The sequence below is a fragment of the Evansella cellulosilytica DSM 2522 genome (genome assembly GCF_000177235.2).
Lineage (GTDB): Bacteria > Bacillota > Bacilli > Bacillales > Salisediminibacteriaceae > Evansella > Evansella cellulosilytica.
Genome location: NC_014829.1, coordinates 3,784,387 through 3,797,186 on the forward strand (window position 1 = coordinate 3,784,387; position 12,800 = coordinate 3,797,186).

The 12,800-nt window shown below is 36.2% G+C and carries 13 protein-coding genes; all 13 read right to left on the reverse strand.

From position 1 onward, the window contains the following. Window positions 1–303: 303 nt before the first annotated feature. A complete protein-coding gene (hisD, locus tag BCELL_RS17535; protein ID WP_013490110.1) occupies window positions 304–1,575 on the reverse strand; it encodes a histidinol dehydrogenase in 1,272 nt (423 codons plus the stop codon). Window position 1,576: 1 nt separating this feature from the next. Next, on the reverse strand, window positions 1,577–2,233 hold the full coding sequence (gene hisG, locus BCELL_RS17540) for an ATP phosphoribosyltransferase (RefSeq protein WP_013490111.1): 657 nt from the start codon (window positions 2,231–2,233) through the stop codon (window positions 1,577–1,579). Continuing rightward, the gene (locus BCELL_RS17545) at window positions 2,230–3,420 is read right to left on the reverse strand and encodes an ATP phosphoribosyltransferase regulatory subunit (protein ID WP_013490112.1); all 1,191 of its coding nucleotides are present in this window, start codon (window positions 3,418–3,420) and stop codon (window positions 2,230–2,232) included. Before BCELL_RS17545 ends, hisG begins: the two co-directional genes overlap by 4 nt. Window positions 3,421–3,736: 316 nt before the next feature. Further along, window positions 3,737–4,462: a hypothetical protein gene (locus BCELL_RS17550; protein ID WP_013490113.1), complete on the reverse strand. Its 726-nt coding sequence runs from the start codon at window positions 4,460–4,462 to the stop codon at window positions 3,737–3,739. Between the two features lie 60 nt (window positions 4,463–4,522). After that, complete coding sequence (locus BCELL_RS17555; protein WP_013490114.1) at window positions 4,523–5,092, reverse strand: DUF4352 domain-containing protein; 570 nt, start codon at window positions 5,090–5,092, stop codon at window positions 4,523–4,525. A 90-nt stretch (window positions 5,093–5,182) separates the two neighbouring features. Beyond that, window positions 5,183–5,749 (reverse strand): DUF4352 domain-containing protein, encoded by a 567-nt coding sequence (locus tag BCELL_RS17560; RefSeq protein ID WP_013490115.1) that lies wholly within the window; start codon window positions 5,747–5,749, stop codon window positions 5,183–5,185. 88 nt (window positions 5,750–5,837) lie between these two features. Next, a complete protein-coding gene (locus tag BCELL_RS17565; protein WP_013490116.1) occupies window positions 5,838–6,404 on the reverse strand; it encodes a DUF4352 domain-containing protein in 567 nt (188 codons plus the stop codon). A gap of 160 nt (window positions 6,405–6,564) precedes the next feature. After that, window positions 6,565–7,008 carry a hypothetical protein gene (locus BCELL_RS17570; RefSeq protein WP_157184217.1) on the reverse strand — a complete coding sequence of 148 codons (444 nt, stop codon included), beginning with the start codon at window positions 7,006–7,008 and terminating at the stop codon, window positions 6,565–6,567. A 330-nt stretch (window positions 7,009–7,338) separates the two neighbouring features. After that, on the reverse strand, window positions 7,339–7,995 hold the full coding sequence (locus tag BCELL_RS17575) for a hypothetical protein (RefSeq protein ID WP_013490118.1): 657 nt from the start codon (window positions 7,993–7,995) through the stop codon (window positions 7,339–7,341). A 2-nt stretch (window positions 7,996–7,997) separates the two neighbouring features. After that, window positions 7,998–9,041: a hypothetical protein gene (locus BCELL_RS17580; protein WP_013490119.1), complete on the reverse strand. Its 1,044-nt coding sequence runs from the start codon at window positions 9,039–9,041 to the stop codon at window positions 7,998–8,000. A 303-nt stretch (window positions 9,042–9,344) separates the two neighbouring features. Further along, window positions 9,345–10,292, reverse strand: coding sequence for a hypothetical protein (locus tag BCELL_RS17585; RefSeq protein WP_157184218.1), 948 nt, complete (start codon window positions 10,290–10,292; stop codon window positions 9,345–9,347). A 36-nt stretch (window positions 10,293–10,328) separates the two neighbouring features. Further along, window positions 10,329–11,351, reverse strand: a complete 1,023-nt coding sequence (locus BCELL_RS17590) for a hypothetical protein (RefSeq protein ID WP_013490122.1) — start codon at window positions 11,349–11,351, stop codon at window positions 10,329–10,331. 193 nt (window positions 11,352–11,544) lie between these two features. Further along, the gene (locus BCELL_RS17595; protein ID WP_013490123.1) at window positions 11,545–12,798 is read right to left on the reverse strand and encodes a DUF6382 and FHA domain-containing protein; all 1,254 of its coding nucleotides are present in this window, start codon (window positions 12,796–12,798) and stop codon (window positions 11,545–11,547) included. Window positions 12,799–12,800: the final 2 nt, after the last annotated feature.

A 12,800-nucleotide genomic window follows, 5' to 3' on the forward strand; every position in this document is an offset into this window, starting at 1 on the left:
ATAAATCAATAATCGTTTGATCTGTCTTACACTCGCTTCAGTCTGCTCCCTTTCCTGCGGACGATCCATGAGCCTCCTCGGCTTGATGAAAATCAGGAAGATGATTCATGCCTGTGGGGTCTCATTGCTCGTTCTTCCGCGGGAGTGTCGCAGACCTCCGCTATCCAAAAAAAATATACATATAACGCAAAAATAGATCATGGTTATTTCATACTGCATGGTGCAGTAAAGACCTGCATGAGAGCCCACTCTAAAAATACACCGTTAACTTGGTAGCATTCAATTTGTTATTATTAAATTAATTTATTTTTCTTTTAGTCGGTAGTCAATTGCTCTTGCATGCGCTTCTAATCCTTCTAATCTAGCGAAAGCAGAAATCTTTTCACCGTGTTGCTTTACTGCTGCTTTACTATAAGAAATAATACTCGACTTTTTCGTGAAGTCTTCAACAGTTAGCGGGCTTGAAAACCTCGCTGTACCATTTGTAGGTAAAACGTGATTTGGCCCAGCAAAATAATCACCAACTGGCTCCGAGCTATACTCCCCTAAGAAGATCGCTCCTGCGTGTCTAATGAGTGGTAATACAGCCCAAGGATCCTCTACAACAACCTCTAGATGCTCAGGTGCTAATTCATTAACTGCATCGACTGCCTCTGAAAGTGAAGTGGCGATATAAATTGCTCCGTAGTCATCCATCGATGCTTGTGCAATTTCTCGCTTTGGAAGTGTTTCAAGCTGCTTTTTCACTTCTTCTGCTACTGCTTCTGCTACATGCGCGTCTGTTGTGACTAATACCGCTGATGCCATCGGATCGTGCTCTGCTTGTGATAATAAATCTGCTGCGACGTATTCTGGATTTGCACTTGCATCTGCAAGTACAACTATCTCACTTGGACCAGCAATCATATCGATCGCCACCGTTCCGAACACCTGTTGTTTCGCAAGCGCAACAAAGATGTTTCCTGGACCGACAATTTTATCGACAGCTGTGATTGTTTCAGTTCCGTAAGCAAGCGCCGCTATCGCTTGAGCACCACCTACTTTATAAATTTCCTTTACACCTAGCTCATTTGCAGTAACGAGGACAACATCGTTTAACGTGCCATCCTTTTGCGGAGGCGATGTCATGACAACCCGCTCAACACCAGCTACTTGCGCTGGAACAACATTCATTAAGATTGTCGATGGATACGCCGCACGTCCTCCAGGTACATAAACGCCAACAGCATCAAGCGGTGTCACCTTCTGCCCTAGTATTGTGCCGTTTGCTGCTGTTGTCATCCAAGATTGCTGCACCTGTCTTGCGTGAAAATCTCGGATGTTATCACGCGCCTCGCGGATAATTTCGATCGTTTCCTCGCTTACTGTTTCATAAGCTTTTGTAATCTCTTCATTCGTAACGAGTAAATCTGACACACGCACCCCATCGAATTTTTCCGTAAATTGTTGGAGCGCTTTGTCACCTTCCTGTCTTACTGTTGTGACGATTTCACTGACAGCTTTGCGCTGCTCCTCTGTTCCTTGGTCAATGGAGCGTTTTAATGATACATCTTCTGTTAAAGGGATGATTTTCATCCTATTCTCCTCCTTCAACCACTTTCGTAATGCGCGCAACCATATCATCTATTTGTACCGATTTCGTTCGGTAGCTAACTGGGTTAACGATAAAGCGAGAAGTAATTGGCATCATCGTTTCAATTTCAACAAGCCCATTCTCTTTTAAAGTCCGTCCTGTAGAGACAATATCGACAATACGGTCTGCTAGGCCGATAATTGGTGCGAGCTCAATTGACCCGTTTAGTTTAATAATTTCCACTTGCTCCCCTTGTTCACGAAAATAGCTTGAAGCTAGATTTGGATATTTAGAAGCAATTTTAGGTGCAATGTCCGCATTCGGATTGTAGCTCGGTAACGCTGCTACTGCCATGTAGCATTCGCTAATTTTTAAATCGAGCACTTCATACACGTCACGCTTTTCTTCTATTAGTACGTCTTTACCAGCAACACCAACATCTGCAACACCATGCTCGACATACGTTGGAACGTCCATCGGTTTTGCTAAAATAAAACGCATTCCTGCTTCAGGTGATTCAATGATTAGCTTTCTCGATTCATCAAACTCTGGTGGAAGTGGATAGTTCGCTTTCCTTAAAAGCGCTACCGCTTCATCAAAAATTCGCCCCTTTGGCATCGCTACCGTTAAAAGCTGCTCTGATATTTTCTCTTCTGTCATCGCGCTCCACCTCCATTCCCGTTTGTACCAACAAGATAAATAACCTCAGTAAATTGCGCGGAATACGCATCTACGTCTTTAATACCCTTTATATCTTGCATGACGACAGTGCGATCTTCTTGGCGTAGCTTCATCGACTGCTCCATCGCTTCTTTTCTTCGTTCATTACTGTAAATAATGCACACATCATTCATGATCGACTCTTTAGACTTACCTAGCGCTTCTGTTAAACGATCTAATATTAAGCCAAAACCAGTTGCAGGCTCAGGGTCATGGAATTTACTTAATAGCTCATCGTAACGACCACCGCTTCCTAGTGGGTAGCCAAGCCCTTCACTATACGCTTCAAACACGGTGCCTGTATAGTAGCTCATATGCATGACTAGATTTAAGTCGATAATAATTTTGTCTGATAGATTATAAGCCTCTAACACTTCAATCAGTTCGTATAACTGTTTTAATGCCGTTTTCGCCTCTGAGCTTTCTACTAAAGCTTCAGCTTTTTCGAGTACTTCTGGGCCACCTTTTAGTCCTAAATACTCTTTTAATCGTCGCTTATCAATGGAAGATAAGGTAAGCTGATCGACTTCATTCCTGAATCCTACATAATTTTTCTCATAAAGATAGCGTCGGAACGTGTCTACACGCGCATCATTTCCTAATACTTCATATAAGAAGGAATTAAGGAAGCCGTGATGTCCAATGGCTACTTGGAAGTTTTCTAATCCTGCTTGTTTTAATGAAGCCATCATAAGCGAGATCACTTCTCCATCGGCACTATTAGAAACATCTCCAATGAGCTCGACACCAATTTGTTCAAACTCCGCTGACTTTCCACCTTCGCGTTGCTGGGAACGGAAAACTGGAGCATCATACGTTAAACGAAGTGGACGCTCCGCTTCCTTTAACGTGGAAGCTGCAATTCTCGCAATCGGGGCTGTCATATCTGGACGAAGTACTAACGTGTTCCCATCTTGATCTAAAAGCTTAAATAGCTGCTGGTCTAAAATAGCTGAAGCAGATCCGATTGTTTCATAAAATTCTAACGTTGGTGTTTCTATTGGTGCATAGCCCCATCTCGCAACCTCTTTTGCAATTCCGTCCCTTACTTGCCTTTTTAATTCGTATAGCTCCGGTAACGTATCTCGCATCCCTACCGGCTTTTCAAACATAAATAACTTCGACATCCAACTCCACCTCTCTCTATATCCACACTCGGAATTTCACATTTCCTTCGTGATCATCACATGTATCTTGTAAATTGTTTTTCATCCGCTTTTTCCTCCGTTACCGCCTTTCACTTTAGTGTGCTAATGTGATAACGAAATAAAGTTATACATTGTAGTCTACAGGGGAATCAAGGAACCGTCAACAGTTTTGCGACATTTAGGCTAGAACTACTTATTGATATATGTACATTATAGATGTCTTTGTGAATAGGAGGAAGAGAAAGCGTTTTAATTATTTTAAATTGAATAAAAAAAAGAGTAGGTAGTCCCCACTCTATGATAACTTTGCTTGTAGCAATAAACATAACCTTAAAATGAAGAGCAATAATAATGAAAGAATACTAGCCAGGAAAAAATATACGCTCAAGCTCTCTATGACATTTTCAACTTCAAATACTCCTCTCATTGCATTGCGTATATAAAGTCCACAAAACACAATGAAAATGAGTAGCGCTAGTTGCAGCCAGACGATAACGACAGCTAAAAATGGGGCTTTTTCTCCGCTCACTAAATTTGCCCTACTCCTGAACACTGTTAAAGGCCTAAAAAACCAATACGATAAAGGATACTGATTGACTTGCAATTGTTTTGTTCTGTTTGGATTCGATTTTAGCGGCTTCCTATTATCGACTTTCTCTTCAGGTACAATGAAAGAAGGGAAACGACATTTGCAGTAAGCAATAAGTAGAAACTCTGGCCAAGCCATTGCAATGCCATATTGAATCACAACGGTTACTACGATAAAAAATAGTAGTTCAGTCAATTCACCGAAGCTCGTTTCAAAACTAGCTCTTCCAACGAGACCTCCTATCATTGATGCGGTGAAAATAATAGGCAAGCTGACGTAGCCTTTTGATTGTTTAAAATTGTAAAGACCTTTCCCACCATGTCTGAAGTGCCCTTGTTTTACCCTTTTAATCGACCTAGCAATAGAAAAGAGTAAAAAAACAACTCCACCTAAAATGACCATTAACATGCCATAATCTATTAAAATAGGCAAACCTCTATCTTCTCGAATTTAAACACTTGTTGGGGTAAGGATTTCTCCTACCCCAATTTATTAATTGGCCTCGTCAGCTGTAAAATGCCAAGTGAGCTCGTTAGATACTGAAGATAATCCCCAGCCGAAAACTAATCTGTAAAATGAGGAATCATGATGTTCAAACAGTATTTGACCAGTTAATATTTCACCGGGTTGGATTTCTCCTTCGACATTATTAATATATTCTCTGTAAAATCTATTTTCTTGCATTCTATCTTCTTCATCAAACAGATTAGTATTAATTAGGTCAATTCCATCAAGTAAAGTGTCTCCTACATTTTCAATTTCTAGATCAATTTCGATGAATCTATCCATATTTGGAGTATTTTCGGCTATATCATCAGTAATCTCTACTTCCTTAATTGTTATTTCATATTCTCCTAAAGTATCTATCATTCTCCCTGTATCACCAATGCTAAGTACTTCGTCTTTGCTTTCATAAGAATCGATATTATCTTGTTCTATATTTTCTGTTTCTTCATCTACAGTACTTTCATCGTTATGATCAGCGTCGTTTTCATTAGAATCACTGCAAGCTACAGTAAAAACTATTAAACCAGTTATTATTAGTAAACATAGTTTTCTCATTCTGCATTCCCCTGTTACGGCAATTATTTTTTCTATGAATAAACATCATTAGTAAGTAAACAATTAAAGAAACATTGGCTTCCCTATACCTTATTCATTTACTTCTTCACGGGTAAAATGCCAAGTGAGCTCATTAGACACAGTAGATAATCCCCACCCAAAAATCAACTCGTAGAAATCGGAATCGTTTTGTTCAAATATAAGTTGACCAGTAACCGTTTCACCTGGATTAATCTCACCATCAATATCATCAATAAATTCAATAAAGAACAAATTTTCTTGCGGTAGTTCATTATCTGAAAACAAATGAGTTCTTTTAACATCGTTTGCAAATAGTTCTTCATCACCTATATTTTTAAAACTTACATCTACGACCACATAAACATCCATAGTTGGTGTATTGCCTTCAATTTCTTTAAAAGCCTTAGCTGAGTGTACTGTTATCTCATATTCTCCTAAAGTATCTATCATTCTCCCTGTATCACCAATGCTAAGTACTTCGTCTTTGCTTTCATAGGAATCATCTTGTTCTATATTTTCTGTTTCTTCATCTAGAGTACTTTCATCGTTAAGTTCAACATAGTTTACATTAGAATCACCGCACGCTACTGTAAAAACTATTAAACCAGTTATTATTAGTAAACATAGTTTTCTCATTCTTCATTCCCCTTTTACTGCAAATATTTTTTCTAGGAATAAACACATAATTAGTAAACAATTAAAGAAACATTGGATTCTCTATACCTTATTCATTTACTTCATCACGGGTAAAATGCCAAGTGAGCTCATTAGACACAGTAGATAATCCCCATCCAAAAACAAGGTTGTAGTACTCTGAATAAATCTGATCAAACAAAATTTGACCTGAAACAGTTTCGCCGTAACTAATTTCTCCATCTATCTCATCTATGAAGTCAACATAGAACATATTGCCGCTTGGTAAATCATCATCAGAAAATAGATGCGTTCCGATTATATCTTGTACCTCAAGTATTTCATCTCCAATATTTTTAATACTTAGATCAACAATCACATATACATCTTCCATAGGTGTATTACCTTGTATCTCTTCAGTAATTTCTACAGAATGAATGGTTACTTCATATTCTCCTAAAGTATCTATCATTCTCCCTGTATCACCAATGCTAAGTACTTCGTCTTTGCTTTCATAGGAATCATCTTGTTCTATATTTTCTGTTTCTTCATCTACAGTACTTTCATCGTTAAGTTCAACATCGTTTACATTAGAATCACCGCATGCTACTGTAAAAACTATTAAACTAGTTATTATTAGTAAACATAATTTTCTCATTCTCTAACCCCCTTATTATTGAATATTACGGAAAAGTTAATATCCTTTTCGTTACAAAAATATAAAAATTTTACATATTCAACCGTAAACATTTATACATTAATCATCAATGGATTTAATGGTAATTCAGCTTTCAACCTTTAATGGCCTATTAGAATAATTATTTTGTTAGATTACTAATATCTTTCTTCATTAATACAATGTCATCGTCTTTTTCTCGGGTATAGTAAAGGGTACTGCCATCGTATGATACATCAATAGTCTCCAGCCTATAATCACGACCGCCTTCTTCGTCAGAGTGATCTAAAAGAACTTCCTTGTCACCTGATTTAAAATCAACTACATATACTTTATAATCATCATTATCTCTGTACCAGGCTTTTCCGTTTTCTAGTATTCCTAGAACAACAAATTCAACCGGATAATCCTTCCGTTCGGTTAAATCATAGATTATTGAATTTCCTCCTTCTTGAATGTATACGTAATGAGGGTTTTGAGACAACGTAGCATAGAATCTATCTTCCTCATTCGAAGCAGATAATAATAGTTCATGTTCTTCAGTGGTAATATCATACTTGTATAACCCCTTACCATTTAATGACAAATATATTACAGTACCATCCTCATTTAAGGAAGCTGTATGATGGTCCCTAGTGGAAATGTAATTTTTTATTGCATTACCTTTTAGGTTACATGGATAAAAGCCATGCACATAGAAATTGCCAAAAGTCAGTGCATGGCAGAAATATTTTCTAAACTATTAATCTTTAAAGTAGATTATAATCCCAGATTTTTTATCGATCTCTATAGACCATTCCATACTTCAGTTAACAAACATATAAATATACATGGGTAGAAGTTTTTATCGTGCTATTACAGTTACATATCTTCAAAAGATATTTATAAACCTTTTTGGTTAGTTAATTTACATTATTTATCTGTTCTCTTGAAGTAACTCATATTCAATAAGCTCTGTATCGTACAACTTCCACATTCCGTCTTCTTTAGCATAAGTATTAATATATTCATGCGCGAATGCGTTACTCTTTATTCTTTCTCCTTCGTAATCAAAGTAGCCTAAAGGTACGTACTCCATATGTTGAGATACTCTTATTACATCTTGATCAGGGTCATCTATTAACTTAAACCCCATAGGGTGTGCTCTTAAGTAATCCTCTTCGAATTCTATCTCTAAAGCTTTAGCAACTTCTTCTTCACCGCCTAATTTCTCGATAAGGGCAGAGTGCATGAGAAAAATTCTTCTTTCTATTTTCCGGTTAGTATAAGTATTGGCAAGCTCATCTGACAATTTTGCGATTTGCATAGAAACATCATCATCCTCGTCGTATGGTATTGATGTATCTAAGTCACCTTCTTCAAGAGTTTCTTCTTCAAGAGTCTCAGTCTCATCTTTAGTATCTTCTTCGGATTCACTAGCTGCTACTTCTTCAGTTGTTTCTTGACCTTCTTCATCAATAGTAGATTCAGTTTCTTCATTATCAGGTCCTGAGTTATCCTCCACTACATCGTCACTACCACAACCAACTAAAATTAAAAACAAGACCATTAAACACATACTCAATCTTTGCATATTTATCTAAAAACTCCTTTTGCAAAAAACTTTCCGTTTGAATTCTCTGTTTCAATTCTAAATCCATTGTAACCACCAATTGGTATCGTTATCGTTTCATGACTCTCTTCCTCTAAAGTAAATGTTTCAACAACCTTTTCACCTGCAATAGCACCATTTACAATGAACACTAGTTCAGAAGTTCCCTCAATTCCCCATAACTCCAATTCGACTTCTGCAAAATCCCCATTTGTCATATACTGTATTTCGAGGTTTCTTGAAAAAGAACTGTACTCTACTTCTAATCCTTCCCCTAGATTCTCCCCTTGGTAAGTAAAACTAGTACGCTCTTGAACTGTTGAATGTGCACCATCTACGAATTCAACATCAGTAATATTTGTTTCAACAGTCCCCACACCAAACTCCATTTTATTTTCCTGTCTTACCTGGTTTACTGCTGTATAATAAATCATCTCTACTACTCTCTCCGGTACAAAGAGTTCTCCATCAGATTCAATAAAATGATAGTCTTCTGTCCTTTCAGTGTCATTTGACCAATAATCGTTCGTATCATGTCTCCAATATTCGTTCACTTCTAATAGTTCAGATGAACGGTCTTCAAATACTGTTGTATGAGTGTATTCAGTTTCCCCTACAAATGCCTCCGCAAAGAAGTTAGTTGCATCATAACGAATGTCAGCTTCTAATAAATCTGATAACAATTGAGTATTAAAATACAGACGTTGATCAAACTCAATTATTTTATGCGTTTCAGGATCATAATTTGTCCATGTTTCTAAATCTAACGTGATCTCATCTATATCTAGTTCTCTTAAGTCTAAGCCTAGCAATTCCTCTTCTTCCTCTGTTGCTTCTTCTGCTTCAGTTTCTTCTGTCTCCTCTGTCACATCATTATCCTGTTCCTCTTCACTTGTACCTTCTTCTTCCACATCTTCATTAGCTGTTTCTTCAGACGCATCTACTGCTGCATCTTCATCTCCTCCTGAGTTACATGCAGTTAATACTAATAAAGTACTTGTAAATAAAATCCATAGTATTTTTTTCATTTTCATTTCCACCTCATTATTTTTGATTTATATCATTCAATTTCCATGCATTAAGAAACTTGGTTTCCTAGTAGAATTAAAATCGACAAGTAGAATGTTTCAGTTGAATAATAGCCAGAAAATAAATCTTTTTTTCTAATTAACACCTCGTCAGCTAACATTATCCATTCTCCATTTAATATCGATAAACGATAAAACTTGAACCTCTCACATCATATAGTAGAACATCTGATACGGTTTCGTTTTTTGGTAATACTATCCTCAACTTGATTGGCTACTTCACTTCTTTGTTTATTTACAAGTTCAATCTCTAGTTAACCGGTCTGGCAAACTGCTTACTGGAGAGTTATTTAAAGAAGATTGGATGATCGCCCCTATATCGTCATGCTTAATATTATGACGTTTACTTACGTAAATAGTGTAATGATAGTCACCTTTTTCCCATTCGTAGTGGTTAAAATAGGACGTGTCATGAAAATAAATTGTTTCACCATCTTCTAGTGTCAGCTCTTCCTTCTCTTCCTTATCTACTGCGCCTTTACTTACAATATAATTAAATGCTCCACTAACCCCAGAAAAAGAATAGTAAAGTTGAAGTTCTTCCCCTTCCTCAGATGATTTAAAATCCATCGTCCTTAAATTAATTGTTTCACTGTTAAGTGATGGGAATGTTATTTGAGTAAAATCAAGTTCCTTAGGAATTGGATATAGATTAACTCCACCATCTTCTATTGACTCTAATGACTCTAAAATCGAAACTAATACATCTTTAGATACATTTTCATCTGTTGAGGATATTTCCACTCCTAGTACGCCGTTATCGCCGATGATGATTTGTTGGCGCTCATTTTCCTCATAAAAGAAATCACCATCAGCTGTGTTAAGCGCTACTAAATTCTCATATTCCTCCAATTCATCCTCTACATCTTCTATATCGTAGGATTTAATTGAAACAGCGCCAACTGAAGTTAATAAGAAATTGTAGTCAAGTTCTACCATGTTTTCCCTGACGTTAGACCACCTTTTACTTAAATTAAAGTTCCTAACTTCTTCATCTCCAACTAGTATATTAGGAAACATTAATTCATCTGATCCGGCAAATAATTCCTCAATATAGTCAACGACATGAATAGCTTGGTCGCTGTCTTGATCTATTAAATAATCTTCTATATCTCCAATACTATCTTCATCACCACACGCTACTAAAAACAGTGTGAAACACAGCAAAATCAATGCATATATTATTTTCAACTCCTTTTTCACCTTCCTCCCATTCGTACAGTCTTATTACTTTGTAAGACTACTAACATCCTTTTCCATTAACAAGTAATCATCTTCTTCACGTTTGATATAGTATAGCGTGCTACCATCATAAGATAAGTCAATCGCTTCTAGCCTAAAATCACGTCCACCTTCTCCATCAGAGTGATCTAGTATTTCTTTTGTATCACCTGATTTAATATCTACGACGTATACTTTATGTTCATCATGATCTCGATACCATGCTTTACCAGTTTCTAAGACCCCTAGTATTGTGTAATCGACAGGATAATCGCTACCATCAGATAAATCGTAAATGACCGAATTTCCATCCTGTTGTATATGGATGTAGTTCGGATTATCGGTTAATTGCGCATAAAATCTATCTACATTATTTGGAACATATAATTGCTCTAGTTGTTCAGTAGCAACATCGTATTTATATAACCCTTCTGCATTTAAGGAAAAATAAATGACAGATCCATCTTCGTTTAAAGAGGCAGTATAATATTCTCGTGTACTATGGAAATATTCCTCCCCGTTAATTGTGGGTACCCCGACGTGTGTTCTTTCTTTTGTCTTCAAGTTCAATATTTCATATTCATCGTCATCATTAACAACTAACAGGTGCGTATTATCAGATGATAAGAAGTTTTTTCCGTATGACATCGCACCATCACCTAATTCATATTCCTCGATACTATCTGAAGATAAATCATGTACATACAATACTCCTAGTCTACGATTAATAATCGCATCACCAGCATGATTAAAGTACCCAAAATGACTTAAGAAATCTCCTTCTAGCTCTTTTTCTTTTCCATCCTCAATAACTACGAAATACTCATCATTTGCAGTTACCCCTCTGTCCGTTAAACCCATGTAAATTTTATTACCGTCAGCATTAACCTCAAATTTCATCCCTTGCTCTCTTTCTTCATCAATTGTTAAAACTTCCTTCCCTATTCCTGAACTAGAGGTCAAGGAGGAACATGCTCCAAGAACACCTAATAATAATACTGATAAAATGAATAGCATTGCTTTTTTCATATTTTCACCTTCTGTTATGTTATTTTTACTATTTCGTTACTCCGATTGTTTTCTATCTTCTAATAGTCATTATCAATATTTACACTTGAATAATATTTCTTTAAAAAACTTACCATACACATCCGTCGATCAAAGTTTTCAACAAGTGATAGCTTGCAACGGATATCCCATCATTTATGAACATGATCCCTTATTAAAAAAGTCGAAAGACAAATGATTCGTTTGCAAACTTGATCTTATCTTCGTGTTTTATTTTCACTTTTTCTAACGGTTGTAATCTTTCTCCATTTACGTATGTCCCGTTTTTTGAGCCATTATCTTTTAGAAAATACTCACTATCATATGTGAATATTTTCGCATGTATACGCCCTATTGCTTTATTGTTTAAAGTTAAGTCAGCATTATTTGGATCTCTTCCTATACCATAAGTGTTCTTACTAATAGTAAATCTCTCACTAGTATTGGAATTGCATAAAAACGGCCTTAAAACGGAAGTATTACCATCTAATGTCGTTGTCCCGAATTCTTCACTTTCTTGATGAGTCCCAAGTACAGTCGTGCCATCTTCCTCATCTCTCTCTCTCTCATTCAATCTATCTCTCACTGGTGATGAGATATTAATAGAAGTACTACCAATATTATTAGGCGAATCTAGTATATTAAGATCGCGATCAACCTCAGTACGAGTAATCCTCTTATATTGAAGCTCTTCTTCAATCTCAAGCTTATGATTTTTTTTCTTTTCATTTTTACTAGCGAACAGTTCAGTTACAGATTTTTCATCGTTTTCAATTGCAAGATCTATACTGCCTGGTCGATAAAATTGATTGCTGTTAACCTCCAAATTTTCTTTTCGGTCCATTTGTATCGTCTTCTTTAATGGAACATTTACAATATCCGCCAACCATTGCTTCATGAACGCTAACTTTGGATTTTCTTTATCTATCGTGAAGAGGAAATTGTGTAATTTAACAAAAAATGACGCATCATTTTCATCCCAAATATGCATAGCTAATAATTCTTCACAAAACTCAATTAATGTTTTAGAAGAGTAAACTCGATTTTTTATTGGTAAGTAAATCAATTGCAATTCATCATTCTGTTTAATAAAAATGTTGTTTTCGTCTAGAACGACATTTTTGATTGCAAAATTCATTCCTTCTATATAATGAAGAATGTCTATTAACTGAAGAAAGCTTTTACTTATTTTTTCCTTTGTAAGGGGAGCTTCTGAAAAGTAATCTTTCAACGTTGTATTCGTTGGGGTGTTGTATTTTAGTGAAACTTCACCGTTCCCCTCAAATAACTCACAAGATAATAGATGAATGTGTTTTTTGTTCAAATCTGCAACTTCTTTTTCTATCAATTCTTCTCCGTCTTGTAGTTTATAATGTAAGCATTTAGATAAGTCGTATTCCTCTATTTTAAAACCTTGACTATTCGTCATCT